Source organism: Pseudomonas sp. LBUM1674, from assembly GCF_059695635.1.
In genome coordinates this window covers 3,635,950-3,656,894 of sequence record NZ_CP166779.1, presented here as the reverse complement: position 1 = coordinate 3,656,894, position 20,945 = coordinate 3,635,950, and the positions used below count along the sequence as shown (strand labels likewise).

The 20,945-nt window shown below is 59.4% G+C and carries 25 protein-coding genes; 10 read left to right on the top strand and 15 right to left on the bottom strand.

Annotated features, from left to right (window positions below; all coding sequences use genetic code 11):
• Nucleotides 1-157: 157 nt before the first annotated feature.
• The 12 genes from ACA067_RS16765 to ACA067_RS16710 form a co-directional block, all read right to left on the bottom strand.
• A complete protein-coding gene (locus tag ACA067_RS16765; protein WP_007946177.1) occupies nucleotides 158-388 on the bottom strand; it encodes a hypothetical protein in 231 nt (76 codons plus the stop codon).
• A 115-nt stretch (nucleotides 389-503) separates the two neighbouring features.
• On the bottom strand, nucleotides 504-725 hold the full coding sequence (locus tag ACA067_RS16760; RefSeq protein WP_497457610.1) for a hypothetical protein: 222 nt from the start codon (nucleotides 723-725) through the stop codon (nucleotides 504-506).
• 105 nt (nucleotides 726-830) lie between these two features.
• The gene (locus ACA067_RS16755; protein ID WP_497457609.1) at nucleotides 831-1,868 is read right to left on the bottom strand and encodes a DNA topoisomerase IB; all 1,038 of its coding nucleotides are present in this window, start codon (nucleotides 1,866-1,868) and stop codon (nucleotides 831-833) included.
• A gap of 88 nt (nucleotides 1,869-1,956) precedes the next feature.
• Nucleotides 1,957-3,036 carry a molybdenum ABC transporter ATP-binding protein gene (gene modC, locus ACA067_RS16750; RefSeq protein WP_497457608.1) on the bottom strand — a complete coding sequence of 360 codons (1,080 nt, stop codon included), beginning with the start codon at nucleotides 3,034-3,036 and terminating at the stop codon, nucleotides 1,957-1,959.
• 3 nt (nucleotides 3,037-3,039) lie between these two features.
• Nucleotides 3,040-3,720, bottom strand: coding sequence for a molybdate ABC transporter permease subunit (gene modB / locus ACA067_RS16745; RefSeq protein ID WP_497457607.1), 681 nt, complete (start codon nucleotides 3,718-3,720; stop codon nucleotides 3,040-3,042).
• Nucleotides 3,721-4,488 carry a molybdate ABC transporter substrate-binding protein gene (gene modA, locus ACA067_RS16740; RefSeq protein ID WP_497457606.1) on the bottom strand — a complete coding sequence of 256 codons (768 nt, stop codon included), beginning with the start codon at nucleotides 4,486-4,488 and terminating at the stop codon, nucleotides 3,721-3,723. It lies immediately after the preceding gene.
• Between the two features lie 248 nt (nucleotides 4,489-4,736).
• Nucleotides 4,737-5,801 (bottom strand): NAD(P)H-dependent flavin oxidoreductase, encoded by a 1,065-nt coding sequence (locus ACA067_RS16735; protein WP_497457605.1) that lies wholly within the window; start codon nucleotides 5,799-5,801, stop codon nucleotides 4,737-4,739.
• 85 nt (nucleotides 5,802-5,886) lie between these two features.
• Nucleotides 5,887-6,951, bottom strand: coding sequence for a bifunctional DNA-binding transcriptional regulator/O6-methylguanine-DNA methyltransferase Ada (gene ada, locus ACA067_RS16730; RefSeq protein ID WP_497457604.1), 1,065 nt, complete (start codon nucleotides 6,949-6,951; stop codon nucleotides 5,887-5,889).
• Nucleotides 6,952-7,038: 87 nt separating this feature from the next.
• On the bottom strand, nucleotides 7,039-7,719 hold the full coding sequence (gene alkB / locus ACA067_RS16725) for a DNA oxidative demethylase AlkB (protein ID WP_497457603.1): 681 nt from the start codon (nucleotides 7,717-7,719) through the stop codon (nucleotides 7,039-7,041).
• Nucleotides 7,709-8,413, bottom strand: coding sequence for a 2OG-Fe(II) oxygenase (locus ACA067_RS16720; protein WP_497462791.1), 705 nt, complete (start codon nucleotides 8,411-8,413; stop codon nucleotides 7,709-7,711). Before ACA067_RS16720 ends, alkB begins: the two co-directional genes overlap by 11 nt.
• Nucleotides 8,414-8,576: 163 nt before the next feature.
• Nucleotides 8,577-8,753: a hypothetical protein gene (locus tag ACA067_RS16715; protein WP_497457602.1), complete on the bottom strand. Its 177-nt coding sequence runs from the start codon at nucleotides 8,751-8,753 to the stop codon at nucleotides 8,577-8,579.
• A 29-nt stretch (nucleotides 8,754-8,782) separates the two neighbouring features.
• Nucleotides 8,783-9,085 carry a DUF1883 domain-containing protein gene (locus ACA067_RS16710; protein ID WP_008065357.1) on the bottom strand — a complete coding sequence of 101 codons (303 nt, stop codon included), beginning with the start codon at nucleotides 9,083-9,085 and terminating at the stop codon, nucleotides 8,783-8,785.
• 210 nt (nucleotides 9,086-9,295) lie between these two features.
• Here ACA067_RS16710 and ACA067_RS16705 point away from each other — a divergent pair, with 210 nt between their 5' ends.
• Nucleotides 9,296-9,652, top strand: coding sequence for a hypothetical protein (locus ACA067_RS16705; RefSeq protein ID WP_497457601.1), 357 nt, complete (start codon nucleotides 9,296-9,298; stop codon nucleotides 9,650-9,652).
• Nucleotides 9,653-9,713: 61 nt separating this feature from the next.
• A complete protein-coding gene (locus tag ACA067_RS16700; protein WP_497457600.1) occupies nucleotides 9,714-9,944 on the top strand; it encodes a hypothetical protein in 231 nt (76 codons plus the stop codon).
• Nucleotides 9,945-9,955: 11 nt separating this feature from the next.
• Here ACA067_RS16700 and ACA067_RS16695 read toward each other — a convergent pair whose 3' ends face one another.
• Together ACA067_RS16695 and ACA067_RS16690 are read right to left on the bottom strand one after the other, a co-directional pair.
• Entirely contained in the window at nucleotides 9,956-10,237 is a 282-nt protein-coding gene (locus ACA067_RS16695; protein WP_497457599.1) for a hypothetical protein, read from the bottom strand.
• A gap of 137 nt (nucleotides 10,238-10,374) precedes the next feature.
• Nucleotides 10,375-10,563 carry a hypothetical protein gene (locus ACA067_RS16690; protein WP_497457598.1) on the bottom strand — a complete coding sequence of 63 codons (189 nt, stop codon included), beginning with the start codon at nucleotides 10,561-10,563 and terminating at the stop codon, nucleotides 10,375-10,377.
• A gap of 292 nt (nucleotides 10,564-10,855) precedes the next feature.
• Here ACA067_RS16690 and galU point away from each other — a divergent pair, with 292 nt between their 5' ends.
• The 5 genes from galU to gorA all read left to right on the top strand — a co-directional run bounded on the left by galU (nucleotide 10,856) and on the right by gorA (nucleotide 16,116).
• The gene (gene galU, locus ACA067_RS16685; RefSeq protein WP_064678069.1) at nucleotides 10,856-11,695 is read left to right on the top strand and encodes a UTP--glucose-1-phosphate uridylyltransferase GalU; all 840 of its coding nucleotides are present in this window, start codon (nucleotides 10,856-10,858) and stop codon (nucleotides 11,693-11,695) included.
• Nucleotides 11,696-12,190: 495 nt separating this feature from the next.
• Nucleotides 12,191-12,676 carry a hypothetical protein gene (locus ACA067_RS16680; RefSeq protein WP_497457597.1) on the top strand — a complete coding sequence of 162 codons (486 nt, stop codon included), beginning with the start codon at nucleotides 12,191-12,193 and terminating at the stop codon, nucleotides 12,674-12,676.
• A gap of 126 nt (nucleotides 12,677-12,802) precedes the next feature.
• Complete coding sequence (locus tag ACA067_RS16675) at nucleotides 12,803-14,218, top strand: PAAR domain-containing protein (protein WP_497462790.1); 1,416 nt, start codon at nucleotides 12,803-12,805, stop codon at nucleotides 14,216-14,218.
• The gene (locus ACA067_RS16670) at nucleotides 14,215-14,595 is read left to right on the top strand and encodes a hypothetical protein (protein ID WP_497457596.1); all 381 of its coding nucleotides are present in this window, start codon (nucleotides 14,215-14,217) and stop codon (nucleotides 14,593-14,595) included. The genes ACA067_RS16675 and ACA067_RS16670 overlap by 4 nt, the downstream gene beginning before the upstream one ends.
• 162 nt (nucleotides 14,596-14,757) lie before the next feature.
• A complete protein-coding gene (gorA, locus tag ACA067_RS16665) occupies nucleotides 14,758-16,116 on the top strand; it encodes a glutathione-disulfide reductase (protein ID WP_497457595.1) in 1,359 nt (452 codons plus the stop codon).
• Here the strand turns inward: gorA and ACA067_RS16660 are convergent.
• On the bottom strand, nucleotides 16,113-17,129 hold the full coding sequence (locus tag ACA067_RS16660) for a DNA-binding protein (protein WP_497457594.1): 1,017 nt from the start codon (nucleotides 17,127-17,129) through the stop codon (nucleotides 16,113-16,115). The genes gorA and ACA067_RS16660 overlap by 4 nt on opposite strands.
• Before the next feature lie 325 nt (nucleotides 17,130-17,454).
• Between ACA067_RS16660 and ACA067_RS16655 the strand changes: the two genes are divergently transcribed.
• The 3 genes from ACA067_RS16655 (at nucleotide 17,455) to ahpF (ending at nucleotide 20,853) form a co-directional block, all read left to right on the top strand.
• Nucleotides 17,455-18,393, top strand: a complete 939-nt coding sequence (locus tag ACA067_RS16655; protein WP_497457593.1) for a site-specific integrase — start codon at nucleotides 17,455-17,457, stop codon at nucleotides 18,391-18,393.
• A gap of 196 nt (nucleotides 18,394-18,589) precedes the next feature.
• Nucleotides 18,590-19,153: an alkyl hydroperoxide reductase subunit C gene (gene ahpC, locus ACA067_RS16650; protein ID WP_007975937.1), complete on the top strand. Its 564-nt coding sequence runs from the start codon at nucleotides 18,590-18,592 to the stop codon at nucleotides 19,151-19,153.
• A 137-nt stretch (nucleotides 19,154-19,290) separates the two neighbouring features.
• Nucleotides 19,291-20,853 (top strand): alkyl hydroperoxide reductase subunit F, encoded by a 1,563-nt coding sequence (gene ahpF, locus ACA067_RS16645; RefSeq protein ID WP_497457592.1) that lies wholly within the window; start codon nucleotides 19,291-19,293, stop codon nucleotides 20,851-20,853.
• Nucleotides 20,854-20,945: the final 92 nt, after the last annotated feature.

Genomic DNA, 20,945 nt, shown 5'->3' with positions numbered 1-20,945 from the left:
GTGTGAACGGATAATTCAGGCAAAAAAAATCCCGACACCAGGTCGGGTTGACGGGTGTAGCACAAAACGCTCAGGCAAGGACGCATCCGGTAACTGGTTGTTGCCGTTCATGCGTCCTGAATCAGGCCGTGTCCTGGAATCCGTTGTCCAGATCGAATCATCTGAACCGCGGCAGGGGCGGGTCGACAGGTTTGAGCGAAGACAGAGTATTGCGGATCAGTGGTGTGTCCTTCTCGATGTCATTCAGGCGATCACGAATTCTGAGCGCAGTTGGGTGCCCGCCTTGATGATCGACCCAGTCGGCGATTTCCTTGCACGCCGCAGCCAAGCGAGCCTGGCGAGAGTCAAGCAGGGTGAGCAGGGTGGTGATGGACTCTTTTTCGGACATGGCAAACACCTCCGGTGAAGAAACCTTGTCAGTGGTAGCAAAAAGCCCGCTGGGAGCGAGCTTTCTACCGATGGGGTCGTTGATCCTTCAGCAGTTTTCAGTATAGACCCGGACTTCAGCCTTGTCGGGTGGTCATCTGCGACCTGGCGTTCAGCTGCCAGCAGGCGCGTCGGGCCTCTTCTTCCCGATCGAAGCCGTCGCCCATGAAGCCGCGGGTGCGCGTATCGATAATGCGGTACCAGACGGCGGCATCAGGGGGTGGATGACGGGTTTCCCCGGCTCGGCGGCCATGAATGATGATCCTGTTGCAGCGCTTCACAACGAAAATGTCTTCCATGGCGTCACCGCAGCTGATACGTGTCCAGAACAAGCATAGAAGCCATTTGCGATCATGCAAAAAATCAACGGGCAGTTCGTCGGTTGAATTCCGGTGTGGCGCCAGTCAGGGTTTGTCCGCGGCGGCGATTATTTGCTCAAGAAAAGTCGCCAGTCCGACTTCCTCGGCCCTGAGTCCTTTGCGTGTTCTCGGGCGCGGCAACTGGGCCAGGGCCCCCAGAAGAAACCCATCGAGCACTGCCGGGTGGATGTAGCACTTGCGGCAGACCGCCGGGGTGTTGCCCAGTTGCCGGGCGACGTTCTTCACCATCTCGACCACATGGCGCTTGGCGTCCGACTCCGGCTCCCATTGCAATTGACGCAATACCGACAACGCCAGGACGCTGCCAGCCCAGGTGCGGTAATCCTTGGCGGTGAAGTCGGCGCCGGTCAGGGTTTGCAGGTAGGCGTTGACGTCGGAGGAGCTGATGCTGTGCCGCTCGCCATTCTCATCGAGATACTGAAACAGGTTTTGCCCGGGGATTTCCTGGCAGCGCTTGATGATCCGCGCCAGGCGCCGGTCTTTCACGGTGATCTGATGTTCAACGCCGCTTTTGCCGCGGAACTGGAACAGGATCGCACTGCCGTTGATCTCGACGTGACGGCTGCGCAGGGTGGTCAGGCCGTAGGAGCGATTGTCCCGGGCGTACTGCGTATTGCCGACCCGGATCAATGTCGCATCGAGCAAGGTGATGACCGTGGCCATGACCTTGTCCCGGCTGAAACCCGGTGCCGCCAGCAACGTTTCCAGCTGTAGGCGCAGCTTGGGCAAGGCGCGTCCGAAGTCCCGCAGGCGCGAGTATTTGTCGGCATCGCGCACTTCCCGCCAGCGTGTGTGATAACGGTATTGCTTGCGACCCCGGGCGTCACGACCGGTGGCTTGCAGGTGGCCACGCGGGTCGGCGCAGATCCACACATCGGAGTAGGCCGGGGGTACGGCGAGGGCGTTGATGCGCTTGATTTCGTCCGGGTCGGTGATGCGCCGGCCCGCTGGATCGAAGTAGCAGAACGTGCCGCGCAGTTTCTTGCGGGTGATGCCGGGCAAGGTGTCATCGACGTAATGCAAATCAGGCGGCAGCACGTCGGGCGATACGGTATCGGGCATGGCGGTAGTCCTTGCAACGAATCAGGGGCCGTTATTGCCATTGACCGCATGCCGTTGCAGTGGTGCCAGCCAAGTTATTTCAGCCAAGCTATGCCAGTACGGCGACCGCCTTTATCTGGGCCCAGAGTTGCTGGCCCGGGTGCACGCGCAACTGGTCCCGGGAGTAGCGGGTGATGCGCGCCAGCAGCGGCGTGCCGGCGGCGTCCAGGCGGATCAGCACGTGAGCGGCATTGTCGGCGCCCATCTCACTGATCACGGTGACCGGCAGGCGATTGAGGATGCTGCTTTGCTCGACGCTGTGCAGGCTCAGGCTGACATCCCGCGCCTGCACCTTGCAGCGCAGTGCCTGGCCGGCGTCCATTGGCGTGTGAGCCACGCGAATGTTCAGGGCGGTGCCCGGCAGTTGCAAGGTCAGCAACTGATAGTCGGCGTCATAGGCACTGACATGCCCCTCGATCACCACGCCCGCGTCATCGCCCAGCGCCAGGGGCAGGTCGAGCCGGGCCAGGGTTTCGCCGATCGGCCCGCTGGCCAGCGCCTTGCCGTTGCTGAGCAGGACGATGTGGTCGGCCAGCCGCGCCACTTCGTCCTGGGAGTGGCTGACGTACAGCACCGGGATGTCCAGTTCATCGTGCAGCCGTTGCAGGTAGGGCAGGATTTCGCCTTTGCGCTGGCTGTCCAGCGCCGCCAGCGGTTCGTCCATCAGCAGCAGTTTCGGGCTGGTGAGGAGGGCGCGGGCGATGCCGACCCGTTGCCGTTCACCGCCCGACAGGTGCTGCGGATGGCGATCCAGCAGATGGCCGATCCCGAGCAGTTCGGTCGCGTGCGTCATGTCGACCCGGCGTTGTTGTTTCGGGATTCGCTTCAGTCCGAATTCCAGGTTGGCCAGCACCGACAGATGGGGAAACAGGCTGGCTTCCTGAAAGACATACCCCAGTGCGCGTTTGTGCGGCGGGACGAAAACCTGCTTGTCGCTGTCCTGCCAGACTTCATCGTTGACCTGGACAAAGCCCTGTTCGGCCCGTTCCAGGCCGGCAATGCAGCGCAGGCAAGTGGTCTTGCCCGAGCCGGAGTGACCGTAAAGCGCGGTGACGCCACGACCGGGCAATTGCAGATCCACATCCAGGGCGAAGCCCGAATATTTCAGTTTCAGACGCGTATGAATCATCGATCAGCTCCAGCCCGCTTTGGTTTTGCGGCTGGAGTACAGCGCCAGCAACACGGCAAACGAGAACACCAGCATCGCCCCGGCCAGCCAATGGGCCTGGGCGTATTCCATGGCCTCGACGTGGTCGTAGATCTGCACGGAGACCACTCGGGTCTTGTCGGGAATATTGCCGCCGATCATCAGCACCACGCCGAACTCGCCGACGGTGTGGGCGAAACCTAGAATGGCCGCGGTGATGAAACCCGGTCGGGCCAGGGGCAGGATCACGCTGAAAAAAGTGTCCCAGGGATTGGCGCGCAAAGTCGCGGCCACTTCCAACGGGCGGGTGCCGATGGCGGAAAAAGCGTTTTGCAGCGGCTGGACCACGAATGGCATCGAATACAACACCGAGCCGATCACCAGCCCCGCAAAACTGAAGGTGAGGGTGCCAAGACCCAGGGATTGGGTGAAGTGGCCGACAAACCCGTGGGGGCCGAGCGCCAGCAACAAATAAAAGCCAATGACCGTAGGCGGCAGTACCAGGGGCAGGGCGACGATCGCCCCGACCGGACCGCGCAGCCAGGATTGGGTGCGCGACAGCCATAACGCAATCGGAGTGCCAATGATCAGCAGGATGACCGTGGTCAGCGACGCCAGTTTCAGGGTCAGCCAGATGGCGGAAAAGTCGGCACTCGATAGGGTCATTTAGAGTTGGTAACCGTAGGACTTGATGACGGCGGCGGCTTTCGGCCCTTTGAGGTAGTCAACCAGTGCCTTGGCGGCCGGGTTGTCCTTGCCTTTGATGAGGATCACCGCGTCTTGTTTGATCGGGTCGTGCATCTCGGCCGGAACGATCCAGGCCGAGCCGGCGGTGACTTTGCCGTCTTTGTAGATCTGCGACAAGGCCACGAAGCCCAGTTCGGCGTTGCCGGTGGAGACGAACTGATAGGCCTGGGTGATGTTCTGGCCTTCGACAATCTTGGCTTTGACCTTGTCGGTCAGGCCCAGCTTGGCTAGCACCTGGGTGGCGGCCAGGCCGTAGGGCGCGGCTTTCGGGTTGGCGATGGACAGATGCTGATACTGATTGTCGCTGAGCACATTGCCCTTGGCGTCGACGTAGCCTTCTTTGGCCGACCACAGCGCCAGGGTGCCGATGGCGTAAGTGAAGCGCGAGCCCTTGACGGTGTCGCCTTCGGTTTCGAGTTTTTGCGGGGTGGTGTCGTCCGCCGAGAGGAAGACTTCGAACGGCGCGCCATTCTTGATCTGGGTGTAGAACTGGCCGGTTGCACCAAAGGAGGTGACCAGTTTGTGCCCGGTGTCTTTCTCGAAATCAGCCGCGATGGCCTGGATCGGCGCCGTGAAGTTGGCCGCGACGGCGACCTGGACTTCGTCCGCCTGGGCAGAACCCAGGGCGAACACAGCGATCAGGCTCGCAAGGCAGGTGGGGGCAAAACGTGAGGCACGAATGGTCATGAAACGGCTCCATGGTTGGCAAGTGCGGCGAGGGTAAACGCTATATAAATAAATATATAGCGATTTGCCTGTAAACGGAACGCTGTAGAAATGGCTTGTCGGATCGCCGCACCGCAGCGAAGGCGGCCTCGAGCCTTGCAGCGCCAATGAAGACGCCTTCGCCAGCAAGCCGGCTCCTACACAGGGGGCGGCGTTTTTCGCAATCATTTGTACACAGATGATCGTGTCGGAGAATCGGGGGCAGGTTTTTAGCGGTTAATCAATTTTGCCAATCCTTCCTCCGCCAGCTTGCGGGTCAACTCCGCCGTGCTCATTTCAACCCCCAAGGTAAACGCCTGCCCGGCCCACAGGTTGCTGAAGTCTGCTTCCCCCTTGACCCGCAACGGCATCAGCGCGCCCCCCGCCAGCGGGAAGGCCGGCGCTTTATCGCTCATCGGTCCGAGTTCGCGCATGACCCGGTTGAGAATGCCCCGTGCCGGGCGGCCGGTAAAAATGTTGGTCATGGCGGTCTCGCTCGCCCTGGCCGTGCGCAGGGCCTTGTGGTGGGAGGCGCTGACCTTGGCCTCTGGCGTGAACAAATACGCGGTGCCCACTTGCACCGCCGACGCTCCCAGCACAAACGCCGCCGCGACGCCTCGCGCATCGGTTATGCCGCCAGCGGCGATGACCGGCACGTTCACGGCGTCGACGATCTGCGGCACCAGGGCGAAAAGGCCGACCTGGCTGCTCAGGTCGTCGCTGAGGAACATCCCGCGATGACCGCCCGCTTCATAACCCATGGCGATGATCGCATCACAACCCTGCTGCTCAAGCCAGAGGGCTTCTTCGACCGTAGTGGCCGAAGACAGCACTTTGGCCCCGGTCGCTTTCACCCGATCCAGCAAGGATTTTTCCGGCAGGCCGAAGTGAAAACTCACGACTTCGGGACGCAGCGTTTCGATCACTTCGCAGGCCGCGTTATCGAACGGCGCGCGGTTGGACACCGGTGTCGGCGCGTCAAAATCGACGCCGAGTTCGCGGTAGTAAGGCGCCAGCAGATTTTTCCAGTCCCGGGCGCGTTGCTCATCGGCCGCCGGGGCCTGATGACAGAAGAAGTTGACGTTGATCGGTCGCTGGCTGTGCTGGCGAATCATCTTCAGTTCTTCGCGTAACTGCTCGATGCTCAGCATGGCGGCGGGCATCGAGCCCAGTCCGCCGGCGTTGCTCGCCGCGATCACCATGGCCGAGGTCGTGGCGCCGGCCATGGGCGCCTGGATGATCGGCAGTTCGATCCCGAGCAGATCAAGAATGCGGGTATCTGGCCATTGGCTCATTGCAGGATTCTCCAACGTGAATACAGGGCAGGGGGGGGTAGGAGCTGTCGAGCGAAGCGAGGCTGCGATCTTTTGATCTTTTGATCTACTGCACCTCCCGCTCCAGCAACTGCCGCTTGCGTTCCACCCCCCAACGATACCCCGACAAATTACCATCGCTGCGCACCACGCGGTGGCACGGAATCGCCACCGCCAGGCTGTTCGCGCCACAGGCTTGAGCCACGGCGCGCACGGCTTTTGGTGCGCCGATGCGCTGGGCGATATCGGCGTAGCTGGCGGTGCTGCCGGCCGGAATCTCCCGCAACGCTTGCCAGACCCGCTCCTGAAACGCCGTACCGCGAACATCCAGCGGCAAGTCCAGGCCGATGGCCGGGGCTTCGATAAAACCGACGACCTTGGCAATCAGCTGCTCGAACTCGCGATCGGCACCGATCAGGTTGGCCCGCCGGAACTTGTCCTGCAGGTCACAGACCAGTTGGTGCGGATCATCGCCGAGCAGGATCGCGCACACCCCGCGTGCACTTTGCGCCACCAGGATCGCGCCCAGGGAACACTGGCCGACGGCAAAACGAATGTCGTTATTCTGGCCGGCTGCGCGGTAATCGCCGGGTTTCATGCCCAGCAACTGATCCGCCGCTTCGTAAAAACGACTGTTGGAGTTGAAGCCGGCGTCATACAGGGCGTCGGTCACCGAACCGCCATCGGTCAAACGCTCACGGACCTTGCGGGAACGATGGGCCGTGGCATAGCCCTTGGGTGTCAGCCCGGTCACGGTCTTGAACACCCGATGGAAGTGAAAGCTGCTGAGGCCCGCAGCCAGGGCCAGCTCGCTCAGCGCGGGCAGGTGTTCGGCGGTTTCGATCTGGCGGCAAGCGGCGGCCACGGTCAGGGCATGTTGTGCGGCGACCTCGCTCTGGTCCTTGGCCGCCCGTTTGCTCGGACGATAACCCGCCGCCTCGGCTTGCGCGGCGGAGTCGAAGAATTCGACATTCTGCGGTTTCGGCAAGCGCGCCAGGCTGCTGGGGCGACAGTAGATACCGGTGGTTTTCACGGCATAGACAAACTGCCCGTCGGCGCGAGGATCACGCGCGACGACAGCGGCCCAGCGCGGGTCATGCTCGGTGGCGATAATTGGCGAGTGACTGGTCATGGCGTCATATCCGTTGGTCCGTTTAATCCAGATTAACCAGCCGCTGGGGCGGCTGCACTCCGGGTCTTGCGGTCGAATTCGAGGTCGTCATCTGGCGGTGCGAAAGGTGAAGTTGATGCGTTGCTCACCCAGGCGCGAATGCTGGCCGGCCTTGATCGGCAACACCCCGTGATAACGCAGGCGATCGACGCCGCCCCAGACCACGATGTCGCCATGCAACAACGGCACTCGCTGGCTTTTGTCACTGCGCTCGAAGCCGCCGAACAGGAACATCGCCGGCAACCCCAGCGACACCGACACAATCGGGGCTGCCAGGCAGGCTTCGTCCTTGTCCTGGTGCAATGACATCTTCGCGCCGGGGACATAACGGTTGATCAGGCAGGCATCAGGCACGAAACCGGCAAACCCTGCTTCACGCGCCGCCGCCTGGGCCAATTCGAAAAATGCCTTGGGCATCGCTGGCCAGGGTTGACCGGTCAGCGGGTCATGGCGGGTGTAACGGTAGCCGCTACGGTCGGTGGTCCAGCCCCAAGTGCCGCAACTGCTCATGGCCGCCGACATGGTGAAGCCGCCTGGCGTAACCATCTGCCGCAATGGTGCACCTGCCAGCACTGTTTCCAGTGCGGGCAGCAACCGGTCCAGCCAGGGCTGGGCAAAGCCCCTCAGGACGAAAGACTGTTCGCCAATCTGCTCGCGCCGGGCCTGCTGCTCGGGTTCAGCGTCGGCAAACAGGTCGAAAGTAGTCGGGGACATGGGCTCATGAGGCATCGTGAAATATGATTCCAAGGGTATGCCGTTTTCCGCTGTGCAGGCGACTCACGCCGTGGCGCAGGGTCACGCGGTAATAGCCACGAACGCCTTTGACCGGTCGTTGATTGACCGCAAAGATCAGCCCGTCGCCTTTCTTCAGGCCGATGACCTGTGGCCGCGACTGCATCCGTGGACGCTGTTCGGTCAGCACGAACTCGCCGCCGGTGAAATCCTCGTCCGGCTCTGACAGCAGAATCGCCACTTGCAGCGGGAACACATGTTCACCGTACAGATCCTGATGCAAGCAGTTGTAATCCTGCGGCCCATATTGCAGCAACAACGGGGTCGGGCGTTCCTGACCGGCGGCATGGCAGCGTTCGAGAAAAGCGTCGTGCGTCTCGGGGAAACGGGTCGGCAGGTCCATGCGTTCGTACCAGCGATTGGCAATCGGCACCAGGCGAGGGTAGAGCGCACTGCGCAAGCGGGCGACGACATCTGGCAAAGGATATCTGAAGTATTTGTACTCGCCACGGCCAAAACCGTGACGAGCCATGATCACTTGCGAGCGGAACGGTTCTGACCGGGGGTACAGGGCGCTGACTGCGTCGCATGTCTGCGGACTCAAGAGCGATCGAATGATCGCGCAGCCATCCTGATCCAGTTGCTGTTCCAGGTTCAGCCAATCCAGTCCTTCGAGACGTTGCTCGCTCATCGCCGTGCCTCGCGATCGGCAAGTGCCGCTGATATAGCGAATCGAGGAAGTGGACATGTTCTGACTCCTTAACCCAGGGTTGAGGTGGCCAGTCTAGGGAGCACTGCCGGCGCGATCACTCCGGCGCTTGCGGTCGAATTCCAGGTGCGCGCTCCGGATTCCGTTACAGCGCCTTGCTTACGCTGATTTCGCTGATGACGTCGTCACCTTGGCCATGAATGGCGTCCAGCGCGACTTTGGCTTCTTCTTCAGTGCCCTTTTCCAGCTGCGCAAATTCGAAGCGGCGTTCGCCGTTGAGTTTGTATTTGATGACGTACTTGGTCGTTTGAGCCACGGTCATACCTGCTTGTCTGTGTGTGGTCGCGTCACTCAGCTCAGTTTCGAGCTGGAGCGGCGGATGATCTTGATCGAGTGAGTCAGGGTCGGTTTGCGGGTCACGCTGATCGGCCGGCGGTTGACCGTGTCGATGGTGATGTTCCAGAAACCGGTGCTCGGTGCCGTAATACGCGCCGGGAAGGTGTCGAACGCACCGCCGTGATAAGTGTGACGACCGCCATTCTTGAAACTGCGGAAATTGGCGTCGTTCATCAAACGGATGTTGCAGGTTTGCGAGCACTGAATGACGACGATGTCGTCTTCGTTGAGGTGCTCGCGCTGGTGGATAAATTTCATGGGCGCCTCCAGAAGGGCTTTTTCTACAAAATCAAAACGATAGCATGGGCGATTGGTGCAGTTTATCAGCCCGAACAGGTTATTATCCGGTCGTCGAGGTGCGCTTTGACAATTAAAAACAGTTATTCGCGATTCCATGCGGATTAACGCAACGAGCCTCGGAGAAAAACCGCATTTATGCTGTCGGAGGCTCTTTATCGGAGATTTAACATGAAATGGGGTATATGGATCCTGCCGTTGGTAGTGGCGATGAGTGGTTGTGCGAGTGTCTCGGATATCAATCAGACGCTGCCTACCATGAGTGTGATTTCTGGCAAGAAACCCCATGAATACGCGCAGTGCCTGACCGAGAAGCTGGCCGACAGCCGTGGCGCCCTGCAAGTCGAACCGCAGAAGGATGGCGTGCGGGTGATCGTGCCGCAGAAGCTCTCCTCGGGCCCGGCTGCGGTATTCGACATCGAAGAACGCTCCAGCGGCAGCAGCATCAAGCTCCACGAACGCATCTCCAATGTGCCGTTGCGCCCCCAGGATGTACGCGATGCCGCCACCGCCTGCATTTCCGGCTGATAGACTCGCTCCTACAGTAGATCGCATTGGCAGGACCGCATTGTCATTTCCGGAGTCGAGCATGAAGCGAGAGCAGGTACGCAAGTGCCATGCAGAGGGTCATATCTCTGCCACCCACGTGATCCAGAATCCGGCGAGCCCGGGGGAATGGATCGTGTTTTTCAAGAAAAGCGCCGGGCGCAGTTATTTCCTGGTGGATGACAACGATGAAGTCGAATCCTTCGCTCGTCTCGATGACTTGATCGAGACCGTGCGCGGCCTGGGGATCAAGTTCGCCGAGATCCACATGTAGGGCAGGGTGCCTTACTTGCAGACCACCACCACGCTGCGGTTCTTGTAATTGCCGACATCCACGCCCAGGGTCTTGTCGCTTTCCTTGGGCGAAGGGGTGCCGTCCGTCCCGACGATGTTGTAGCCGGTGCCCGCGCAGGAGGCGTCAGCCTTTTCGTAGCAGGTGGCCCAGGAGTTGGCCTCCCCGGAGCAATCGATCGTCAGGCCCTGTTCTCCGTTGTGCAGGTAAGTCGTTTCCGACGTGGCGCAACCGGTAAGGGCCAGTAGCGCAATCATTGGCAAAAATCTATTCATGTGGTGTGGTCGTCGTCGGGATGATGGGGCTAAGCCTGTGATAGCGCTGGCTGCAAAAGGTTATAGCGATTGGCCACTTCGCCGCGGGCAATCACAAAAAAGCCCTGCGTAAAGCAGGGCTGTGTGGACAGGGCGGATCAGCTCTTGTCCTTGCCACGGCGTTTAAGGGCAGCAGGCTGGTCCTGCAACACCGATGCCACTTCAATCGCCAACGCTTCGCTGGGGAACGGTCCGGCGATATGCTCGCCGCCGACGCTGTCGACCCACCACTGGCCGTCTTTCGCCTGGTTGATCAGGTACCCGTTGACGCTCTTTGCTACCGACATCTATCTGCCTCGTTGGCTGGTTCAATCGTGCAATGATAGCGCCAAATGCAGCCAACGGGTGCTGATGGGCGTATGGTGGTGCGATTGCCTGTCCGGTCGATGGCCGTGCAAGTCTGCCAGCCTCTGCTATTTATAGATGGCAGCGGAAGATCTGCAGAGCGTTATGCGGAACTATCCGCGTGAATATTTCTCTATGATGGCATCGGTTAGCCAGCGCGGGGCATTGTAAGGTGCGCGCCGCCTGACTTAGACTGCGCCGAAACTCGAACACACAGCCCTTTCAAGGACTTATATGATCAAGAAATGCTTGTTCCCAGCAGCCGGTTACGGCACTCGCTTCCTCCCAGCGACCAAAGCCATGCCCAAAGAAATGCTGCCGGTGGTAAACAAGCCACTGATCCAGTACGGCGTCGAAGAAGCACTGGACGCCGGGTTGACCGAAATCTCCATCGTCACCGGTCGCGGTAAACGCGCCCTGGAAGACCACTTCGACATCAGCTACGAGCTGGAAAACCAGATCAAGGGCACCGACAAGGAAAAATACCTGGTCGGCATCCGCAAGCTGCTCGACAACTGCTCGTTCTCCTACACGCGCCAGACCGAAATGAAAGGCCTGGGCCATGCGATCCTGACCGGCCGCCCACTGATCGGCGACGAGCCTTTTGCCGTGGTCCTGGCGGATGACTTGTGCGTCAACCTCGACGGTGACGGCGTACTGACCCAGATGGTCAAGCTGTACAAACAGTTCCGCTGCTCGATCGTCGCCATCCAGGAAGTCGATCCGCAGGAAACCCACAAGTACGGCGTGATCGCCGGCGAAATGATCCGCGACGACATCTACCGCGTGCACAGCATGGTCGAGAAGCCAAAGCCGGAAGACGCGCCGTCGAACCTGGCGATCATCGGTCGCTACATCCTGACCCCGGACATCTTCGACCTGATCGAACAGACCGAGCCAGGCAAGGGTGGTGAAATCCAGATCACAGACGCCTTGATGAAGCAGGCGCAAAACGGCTGCGTCATGGCCTACAAATTCAAGGGCAAGCGTTTCGACTGCGGTGGCGCCGAAGGCTACATCGACGCGACCAACTTCTGCTTCGAGAACTTCTACAAGACTGGCAAGGCTTACTGATAGCTTGACTCGCTTGTATTGAAAGGCCGCTCGCAGACTGGGTGAAAACCACTGCGCGGCGATTCATGAAAATGCTCCGTATCGAAAGATACGGGGCATTTTTCGTTATGGCCTGCCGACAAAGAGAGTCGCATAGTCAGACCAGTCTGTTTCCATCCTCCCCTGAAAGAGTTGATCCCCGAGGAGCATCTCGTTGATTGATGTCGCCTCGACGCTGAGTGTCTGCGCAACATTGAAATGATATGGCTGATCAACCGGCCATAAAACAGAGTTCTCCTGCCCGAATAACAACTCCATAACAACGCTGTTGTAGGAAAAGGAGTTTTTGTTTTGGCGAAATTTCCTAATCGTCCTTTTGACCCTGCCTTGGGGGCCGCGACGCTGTTAGCGTCCGCCTTATCATTTATGACCGCCCCGATATTTGCCCGGCTCAGTGCTCTTGCCGCGGGAAGAGGGGCAAGCAACCCAGAGCCCCCAAGGATAAGGATCCTGCGAATGAATACACCCTTGCATCCCTTGTATGCGAACGATGTCTCCCCTGAATTTCTCAACAGCCTGAACGACTCGCCTTTCACGGAGCAGCAGGTTGCGAAATTCGACGAACAGGCCCAGGCGCTTATTCGTCAGCAGCAGGATTACGTTATCGCTCATCCCCCCGTCGCTGTTTACCGGTGGGCAACCGAGGGCAGTCAAACCCGTAACGGCGGGGTGGTCCAACAAACGACAGCGACGCTGGAGTTCACATTGGATAACGATCGGACAGTGCGCGTAGCGAGGAAAGGCGATTACGTAGCGTATGCCGATGGCAGTACGGCGCAGATCGTCACCGGCGCGGGACAAGACTGTAACCATTTTGCGCTGGTTGGCAGTTATCTCAGCAATGGAGATGAAATCATCAATACGCCGCAAGGCATGGCCTTGTATGTGGTGCGTGAAGGTGTGCCGATGGCAGAAGATTTTCTGCCATCTATCACGGGCTGACAGTAACGCGTGGCGCTGCTGGATTATTTCTCAGTGCCGCGCTGCGCCAATGTCTTCAAAACAAATGGTTGCAACTTACGGTCGCAAACCTCCTGGCTCGACCGGATGAAATGGAGAAGTAAATCGGTGAATGAAGGCTATTACATTGGCTTGAATGACAAGACCACCTGTGGTGGCAAAGTCCTGGATGGTGATACCAGACTCATGCTGTATGGTCTTGCCCATGCTCGCGAAGGTGATCGAGTCACTTGTGGAAAAGACGGGAAGATCTATCAGATCGTCGGTGGCGTTTCGCACTTTATCAGTCATGGCAAACACGTGGCTGGCACGCTGGACAGCTTCAGCAATTGTCCCTGTAAAGCGCAACTGATCCCTTCGGTATTCACGGCCACCTATCAGAATGAAGCACGTCCTGCGCGGTATGCCACCCGTAGAGCCGCTCAACCGACCTCTCCTGCGGCTACTCGTCATTCGGTAGCGCCGCGTCAATCCGGTTTCGCTCCTTCGAACCCTCCAGCGCCAGCGATTTTCAACAGCGCACAGTCGCAGGAACCTGGCTTCTATGTCGTGCCTAAAAGCATGACTCGGGAGGCGCTGGAAGCTACTCTTTTTGGTACGCGCGATCGGGCCGTGATGGGGAAGTTTCAAGCGCTGAATCCAGGTCTCGGCGACCTCAAAGCAGGTTCGATGATCGTGCTGAGCGATCCGAACAACACCTCCTGCACCTACCAGGAAGCGCTGCTGATGCAGGCCGCTCAACAGGTCAAGGCGGACCTCGATCCCCTGACACCGGAGGAAGCCGATTTCATGTTCCGGCACGCTGCTGAAATCGCCAGCTTTACCGGCCAGACCTCGACCTGGCTTGGCGTCAGCGCGGTGGTGATGGAAAAGCACCTGACCCGGCTGCGCGACACCCTTCAAGCCATGGAGCGCCTGCATCAGGACACCTATCGCCAGCACGGTCACCTCAGATCACCTCAGTTCTTCGCCGAGCGCCAGCGCCTGCTCGCCCAGCTGGATGCACACCTGCTGAACTCCACTCGCCTGCGTGGGCAGACGACCTTGGGTGATCATCCCAAGTTGAAGACGGCCCTCGGTATTTCCAGTCGCAGCCTGGTGCACCACTGGGATAAGGCTGGTGCGCCGGGCCAGATACCGGGTTATGCCACCCATGTGGATGCAACCAGTCGTGCTGCCAAATACATGCAGAGTGGTGGTTACATCGGCATTGGCATCGGTGGGGTGTCTTCGCTGCTGAGTATTCAGGAGGTTTGTAATACCGGCTCTGCAGAAGCTTGCGAGAAGGTCAAGTTTACTGAAGGGGGGAAATTTGCGGTCTCTACTGTTGGTGGTGTTATCGGTGGAGAGATTGGTAGATATGCCAGTGGACCTATCTGCCTGGCGCTTGGAGTCTCTACTGGAGTTGGGGGAGTTGTCTGCGTCGCAACCGTGATAGGTGTTGGCGCATGGGTGGGTACGAATCGTGGCGGTGTTGGGGGCGAGTTTGTAGGCGAAAAATTGTACGAAGGCTCAACGCCATGATCGACGCGTGGCCGCCTTGGGTTGCCATAATAGTTGTTGGGGGGCCATTCCTATTGGGGGTTGTGGGTATCGCGTACTCTTTATACTTGGGCCGTCACTTGGACGCTATGATGGAGGCTCTGAAAAACAGTCGTTATATCTACATCTGGGGGCCTGGCCTGCGCAATCAGGGGTGGTTCGGATGTCTCATGCTTGTAGCAAAAATCAGCGGGATGGTGATGATGCCAAGGACATCAATCCGCCTTGGTGAACTGGACCCCGTAGATATTAAGAACTTCCCTCCTCATCTCAAGCGTCTGTTGCAAATCAAAGCTGTGATGTTGATTGGTAGTGGCGTTTGGCTGTTGGTTGGATCTTTGCTGGTGGAATTCAGGTAACAGGATGGACGAATCAAAACGAGGGATCCCGAAAGCGCAGCCAGCAGCGGGACACTGATCGAAAACGAAGGGCGGGCCGCGCCTCTCGACCCGGCCATTTCGGCGTGATGCTTGCTCAATGGGCGCCCGCAGGTATGCTGGTAGCCTGCCGAGGAGAAAGAAATGGCCTACGATTTTGACCTTTATGTGATTGGCGCCGGTTCCGGCGGTGTGCGGGCTGCGCGGTTTGCGGCCGGTTTTGGTGCGAAAGTGGCCGTGGCCGAGAGCCGTTACCTGGGGGGCACCTGTGTGAACGTCGGCTGCGTGCCGAAGAAGTTGCTGGTCTACGGCGCGCACTTCGCCGAAGACTTCGAGCAGTCTTCCGGTTTCGGCTGGACCCCGGGTGAGGCGAAGTTTGATTGGGCGACGCTGATCGCCAACAAGGATCGCGAGATCAATCGCCTGAACGGCATTTATCGCAACCTGCTGGTCAACAGCGGCGTGACCTTGCATGAAGGTCACGCCAAGATCGTCGACCCGCATACGGTCGAGTTCAATGGCGAACGCTTCACCGCCAAGAACATTCTGATTGCTACCGGCGGCTGGCCGCAGATTCCACAGATTCCGGGGCATGAACACGCAATCAGTTCCAACCAGGCGTTCTTCCTCAAAGAACTGCCCAAGCGCGTGCTGGTGGTGGGTGGCGGTTACATCGCCGTCGAGTTCGCCGGGATCTTCCACGGCCTGGGCGCCGACACCACCTTGCTCTATCGCGGTGAGTTGTTCCTGCGCGGCTTCGACGGTGCGGTGCGCAAACACCTGCAGGAAGAGCTGACCAAGCGCGGCATGGATCTACAGTTTAATTCCGACATCGAGCGCATCGACAAGCAGGCCGATGGCAGTCTGAAAGTCACCCTCAAGGACGGTCGCGAGTTGGAAGCCGATTGTGTGTTTTATGCCACCGGCCGACGTCCGATGCTGGACAACCTCGGGCTGGAAAACACCGGGGTCAAGCTCGACAAGAAAGGCTTCGTCGAGGTCGACGAGCAGTATCAGACTGCCGAGCCGTCGATCCTGGCCCTTGGCGATGTCATCGGTAGGGTTCAGCTGACGCCGGTCGCACTGGCCGAGGGCATGGCGGTGGCGCGGCGCTTGTTCAAGCCTGAGCAGTATCGCCCGGTGGATTACAAAATGATCCCGACGGCGGTGTTCAGCCTGCCGAACATCGGCACCGTCGGTTTGACCGAGGAGGAGGCGAGGGACGCCGGGCACGAGGTGGTGATCTTCGAAAGCCGTTTCCGGCCGATGAAGCTGACCCTGACCGAGTGCCAGGAACGCACGCTGATGAAGCTGGTGGTGGACGGCAAGACCGACAAGGTGCTGGGTTGCCACATGGTCGGTCCGGATGCCGGTGAAATCGTCCAGGGCCTGGCCATCGCCTTGAAGGCCGGCGCGACCAAGCGTGACTTCGACGAAACCATCGGCGTGCACCCGACGGCCGCCGAAGAGTTCGTCACCATGCGTACGCCGGCCGCCGGTTAATCGTCCTTCTGCTGTTCTGCTGCGTCGGGCGCTGTCGCAACGATGGCCGCCAGGCGCAGTTGCTCCAGATGCGACTGGGTCTGTGTCAATTCAGCTTCCAGTGATTTATTGGCCTGCGCGTGTTCCTCGACACTCTGTTTGAGTGACTGACTTTCTAGCAGCGCAGTGCGCAAGCGTTCCTGGAGGAGGGTGCGCTCGCTGTCGATGCGGTTGACCTGTTCCAGCAACTGGTCCTGGCGATGGTGGGTTTGCTTGAGCTGTTCCTGCAGCAGGCTCAACTCGCGCAGCGTTCCTCGGTTCTCCGTCAACAGGCGCTCATTGTCGCGGTGCAACTGGGTGATTTCATCCTGGCGTACCAGTGCGCTTTGCTGGGCCTGGCGCAATTCCATCTGGATCTGTTGCACCTGGCCTTCATGGCGGCTTTGATCCTGCTCGCGCTGCTCTTTGACGGCGTTGCGGTAGTGCTCCAGGGCGTCGCGGGTATGCAGGTGTTTCTCTTCAAGGGAGCGGATCTGCTCGTCCTTGTCTTGCAAGCGTAATTCGAAATCGGTCAATGCCTGGTTCAGCCCGGCGTTGCGGGTTTGCTCGGTCTGCAGCAGGGCACGGGTTTTTTCCAGTGCATCGGATTCCTGAGTGTAGGCCAGGCTTTGAATTTCGTATTGCTGCTGCAACAGCGTGTTGGCTTGCCGGGCTTCGGTCAACTGAGTTTCAAGCTCTGTTCGCTGTTGCTCGAACTGCGCGCGAGCCTGATCGATCGGTTCCTGCGCCTGCTCCTTGAGGCGCTGCGCCAGGTGCGAGACCAGTCCTGCCAGCTCGTCGTCGAGGGGCTCGGAAGAAGACTCGGCCGGTTCAGCGCCGTCATCGAGCTCTTTCAGATAACGGTGAATGGTGGTTTTCGAGCCGGTATTGCCCATTTCGATCCGTACCGCGTCGATGCTCGGATTTTCACCGCGGGCGAGGATTGCCAGACGGGCCGTTTGAACCACTGCTTTGTTGATGCCGCCACGGGCCATGTGCTCTCCTACGATTTCGTAATGTGGTATGTACCACTAAATACACATTGTACCATGCCATGCTGAAAGTTAAATATGCCTGGGTTAATGACACGGGATATACTGGTATTATCCCGTGTGAGAGCGTTTCTGAAGCATTCGCCGCTAGATTTCGGTACGCAAATCCCTGTAGGAGCCGGCTTGCTGGCGAAGGCGTCGTCATGGGCGGTGCAAGGCTCAAGGCCGCCTTCGCTGGCAAGCCAGCTCCTACAGGGGTTCGGCATCAGGCAGGCAGCGTTATCGTTCACGTCCATCGCGAGCAAGCTCGCTCCTACAGGTTATTTTCATGAGCGAGCTGGATCGTTACCTGCAAGCCGCCACCCGCGACAACACCCGTCGCAGCTATCGGGCGGCCATTGAGCACTTCGAAGTCAGTTGGGGCGGTTTTCTGCCGGCCACTGCCGACAGCATCGCGCGCTACCTGGTGGCGTATGCCGGTGAGCTGTCGATCAATACCTTGAAGCTGCGCTTGTCGGCGCTGGCGCAATGGCACAACAGCCAGGGTTTTGCCGATCCCACCAAGGCGCCGGTGGTGCGCAAGGTGTTCAAGGGCATTCGCGCGCTGCATCCTGCGCAGGAGAAACAGGCCGAGCCCTTGCAGCTGCAGCATCTCGAACAGGCAGTGGCCTGGCTGGAGCAGGAGGCGCAGGCGGCAAAATCTGCAGGCGATCAACCGGCGCTCTTGCGGGCAAGGCGCGACACAGCGCTGATACTCCTGGGCTTCTGGCGTGGCTTTCGCAGCGATGAGTTGTGTCGCCTGCAGATCGAGCACGTTCAAGCGAGCGCCGGTGCTGGCATCACGCTGTACCTGCCGCGCAGCAAGAGCGACAGGGAAAACCTCGGCAAGACCTATCAGACGCCGGCCCTGCAGCGCTTGTGTCCGGTGCAGGCGTACATCGACTGGATCAGCGCGGCGGCGCTGGTCCGTGGTCCGGTGTTTCGCGCAATCGACCGCTGGGGCAACTTGAGCGAGGAGGGGTTGCACGCCAACAGCGTGATCCCGCTATTGCGCCAGGCGCTGGAACGCGCGGGCATTCCCGCTGAGCAGTACACCAGCCATTCCTTGCGCCGCGGCTTCGCTACCTGGGCGCATCAGAGCGGATGGGATCTGAAATCGTTGATGAGTTACGTCGGCTGGAAGGATATGAAGTCGGCCATGCGCTACGTTGACGCCAATCCGTTTCCGGTGATGCCCCGGATCGTTGAAAAGCCCGTGATCCCCTAGGAGCGTTCTCAATCCGTTTCCCCGTCGCGCTGTGGGAACCCATCGAGAAAGGCCCCTAGGAGCGTTTTCTTCTATTAATACTGTTCGCTAATAGCTAAAACCAATCAGCAGCATGAGGTTTGCCAATGAGCCATCGGGAGATTGAATAGGTAGGATTCATTCCATCAACTTTTCAACCCCTGACGGAGAGTCATCGATGCCTATCATCAACAGCCAAGTTAAACCGTTCAAAGCTGACGCCTTCAAAAATGGCGACTTCGTAAAAGTCTCGGACGCTGACCTGAAAGGCAAGTGGTCTGTCGTGTTCTTCTACCCAGCCGACTTCACCTTCGTTTGCCCGACCGAACTGGAAGACCTGGCTGACAACTACGACGCGTTCCAGAAGCTGGGCGTCGAGATCTACAGCGTTTCCACCGATACCCACTTTGCCCACGCTGCCTGGCACAACACTTCGCCAGCCATCGGCAAAATCCAGTACACCATGATCGGCGACCCGACCCACGCCATCTCCCGCAACTTCGACGTACTGATCGAAGAAGCCGGTCTGGCTGACCGTGGCACCTTCGTGATCAACCCTGAAGGCCAGATCAAAATCGTCGAGCTGAACGACGGCGGTGTGGGTCGTGACGCTTCCGAACTGCTGCGCAAAATCAAGGCAGCCCAGTACGTCGCTGCTCACCCGGGCCAGGTTTGCCCTGCCAAGTGGAAAGAAGGCGAAGCCACCCTGGCTCCGTCCCTGGACCTGGTTGGCAAGATCTAAGTCTGTGGATCGCATCATCAGGGCGGGTTTCCGCACCTAAGTAAGCTGCAACCGCCCTCAAAAACGCCCGGGCGAGATTCGCTCGGGCGTTTTTTTTTACGAATTCACTCCCTATTAAAAGCATGGAAATCGCCCGTATGTTGGACGCCAATCTTAACGCCCAGTTGAAATCGTACCTGGAACGGGTCACCCAGCCGATCGAGATCATTGCATCCCTCGACGACGGTGCGAAATCCCAGGAAATGCTCGAACTCCTGAAAGACGTTGCCAGTCTTTCTACTCAAATTACGTTGCTCGACAACGGTGATGATGCACGTAAACCATCGTTCTCGATCAACCGCCCGGGTGCCGATATCAGCCTGCGTTTCGCCGGCATCCCCATGGGCCACGAATTCACTTCCCTGGTGCTGGCCTTGCTGCAAGTCGGCGGCCACCCCTCCAAAGCCAGTGTCGAGGTGATCGAACAGATCCGCTCGCTCAAGGGCGAGTTCAACTTCGAGACCTACTTCTCGCTGTCCTGCCAGAACTGCCCGGACGTGGTCCAGGCGCTGAACCTGATGGCCGTATTGAACCCCAGCATCCGCCACGTCGCCATCGACGGCGCGCTGTTCCAGGCTGAAGTCGACGAGCGCCAGATCATGGCCGTGCCCAGTATCTACCTCAACGGCGTGAACTTCGGCCAGGGTCGCATGGGCCTGGAAGAAATCCTCGCCAAAATCGACACCAGCGGCATCGAGCGCCAGGCCGAGAAGATCAGCGCCAAGCAAGCCTTTGATGTATTGGTCGTCGGCGGTGGCCCGGCCGGTGCTTCGGCAGCGATCTACGCCGCCCGTAAAGGCATTCGCACCGGTGTCGCGGCCGAGCGTTTTGGTGGGCAGGTGCTGGACACCATGGCCATCGAGAACTTTATCTCCGTGCAGGAAACCGAAGGGCCGAAACTGGCCGTGGCCCTGGAAGAACACGTCAAGCAGTACGACGTCGACATCATGAACCTGCAACGCGCCGACAAACTGGTGCCGGGCAAGCATGGCGAACTGAACGAAGTCCACTTCGCCAGCGGCGCGACATTGAAAGCCAGGACCGTGATCCTGGCGACCGGTGCGCGGTGGCGTGAAATGAACGTCCCGGGCGAGCAGCAATACCGCAACAAGGGCGTGGCGTACTGCCCGCACTGTGACGGTCCGCTGTTCAAAGGCAAGCGGGTGGCGGTGATTGGCGGCGGCAACTCCGGCGTCGAAGCGGCCATCGACCTGGCCGGTATCGTGTCCCACGTGACACTGCTCGAATTCGACGTGCAATTGCGCGCCGATGCGGTCTTGCAGCGCAAGTTGCACAGCCTGCCGAACGTCACCGTGATCACCCATGCGCAAACCACTGAAGTGACCGGCGACGGCCAGAAGGTCAATGGCCTGCGCTACAAAGATCGTCAGTCGGACGAGCTGCGGACGGTGGAACTGGAGGGGATCTTCGTGCAGATCGGTCTGCTGCCCAACACCGATTGGCTCAAAGGCACCCTCGAGTTGTCGCCGCGCGGCGAGATCATCGTCGACGCCCGTGGCGAGACGTCGATACCGGGCGTGTTTGCGGCCGGTGATGTGACGACCGTGCCGTACAAGCAGATCGTGATTGCGGTGGGTGAGGGGGCGAAGGCTTCCCTGAGCGCATTCGATCACCTGATCCGGACCTCGGCCCCGGCGTAAACGCCGACGCTAAAAACAAAAAACCCATGAGCGATCATGGGTTTTTTTGTGCGCGCCGTTGCAAGCTGATCGTTACCACGCGGAGCGTGGGA

Bases quoted from the DNA above. Each gene is read 5' to 3' on its own strand.
- ACA067_RS16690 (WP_497457598.1), bottom strand. From the start codon at position 10,563: ATGTCGGTAGCAAAGAGCGTCAACGGGTACCTGATCAACCAGGCGAAA.
- ada (WP_497457604.1), bottom strand. From the start codon at position 6,951: ATGACCAGTCACTCGCCAATTATCGCCACCGAGCATGACCCGCGCTGG.
- ACA067_RS16670 (WP_497457596.1), top strand. From the start codon at position 14,215: ATGATCGACGCGTGGCCGCCTTGGGTTGCCATAATAGTTGTTGGGGGG.
- galU (WP_064678069.1), top strand. From the start codon at position 10,856: ATGATCAAGAAATGCTTGTTCCCAGCAGCCGGTTACGGCACTCGCTTC.
- ACA067_RS16700 (WP_497457600.1), top strand. From the start codon at position 9,714: ATGAAGCGAGAGCAGGTACGCAAGTGCCATGCAGAGGGTCATATCTCT.
- ACA067_RS16720 (WP_497462791.1), bottom strand. From the start codon at position 8,413: ATGAGCGAGCAACGTCTCGAAGGACTGGATTGGCTGAACCTGGAACAG.
- ACA067_RS16680 (WP_497457597.1), top strand. From the start codon at position 12,191: ATGAATACACCCTTGCATCCCTTGTATGCGAACGATGTCTCCCCTGAA.
- ACA067_RS16755 (WP_497457609.1), bottom strand. From the start codon at position 1,868: ATGCCCGATACCGTATCGCCCGACGTGCTGCCGCCTGATTTGCATTAC.
- ACA067_RS16765 (WP_007946177.1), bottom strand. From the start codon at position 388: ATGTCCGAAAAAGAGTCCATCACCACCCTGCTCACCCTGCTTGACTCT.
- modC (WP_497457608.1), bottom strand. From the start codon at position 3,036: ATGATTCATACGCGTCTGAAACTGAAATATTCGGGCTTCGCCCTGGAT.
- modB (WP_497457607.1), bottom strand. From the start codon at position 3,720: ATGACCCTATCGAGTGCCGACTTTTCCGCCATCTGGCTGACCCTGAAA.
- modA (WP_497457606.1), bottom strand. From the start codon at position 4,488: ATGACCATTCGTGCCTCACGTTTTGCCCCCACCTGCCTTGCGAGCCTG.
- alkB (WP_497457603.1), bottom strand. From the start codon at position 7,719: ATGCCTCATGAGCCCATGTCCCCGACTACTTTCGACCTGTTTGCCGAC.
- ahpC (WP_007975937.1), top strand. From the start codon at position 18,590: ATGCCTATCATCAACAGCCAAGTTAAACCGTTCAAAGCTGACGCCTTC.
- ACA067_RS16660 (WP_497457594.1), bottom strand. From the start codon at position 17,129: ATGGCCCGTGGCGGCATCAACAAAGCAGTGGTTCAAACGGCCCGTCTG.
- ACA067_RS16695 (WP_497457599.1), bottom strand. From the start codon at position 10,237: ATGAATAGATTTTTGCCAATGATTGCGCTACTGGCCCTTACCGGTTGC.
- ACA067_RS16760 (WP_497457610.1), bottom strand. From the start codon at position 725: ATGGAAGACATTTTCGTTGTGAAGCGCTGCAACAGGATCATCATTCAT.
- ACA067_RS16705 (WP_497457601.1), top strand. From the start codon at position 9,296: ATGAAATGGGGTATATGGATCCTGCCGTTGGTAGTGGCGATGAGTGGT.
- ahpF (WP_497457592.1), top strand. From the start codon at position 19,291: ATGTTGGACGCCAATCTTAACGCCCAGTTGAAATCGTACCTGGAACGG.
- ACA067_RS16735 (WP_497457605.1), bottom strand. From the start codon at position 5,801: ATGAGCCAATGGCCAGATACCCGCATTCTTGATCTGCTCGGGATCGAA.
- ACA067_RS16655 (WP_497457593.1), top strand. From the start codon at position 17,455: ATGAGCGAGCTGGATCGTTACCTGCAAGCCGCCACCCGCGACAACACC.
- gorA (WP_497457595.1), top strand. From the start codon at position 14,758: ATGGCCTACGATTTTGACCTTTATGTGATTGGCGCCGGTTCCGGCGGT.
- ACA067_RS16710 (WP_008065357.1), bottom strand. From the start codon at position 9,085: ATGAAATTTATCCACCAGCGCGAGCACCTCAACGAAGACGACATCGTC.
- ACA067_RS16715 (WP_497457602.1), bottom strand. From the start codon at position 8,753: ATGACCGTGGCTCAAACGACCAAGTACGTCATCAAATACAAACTCAAC.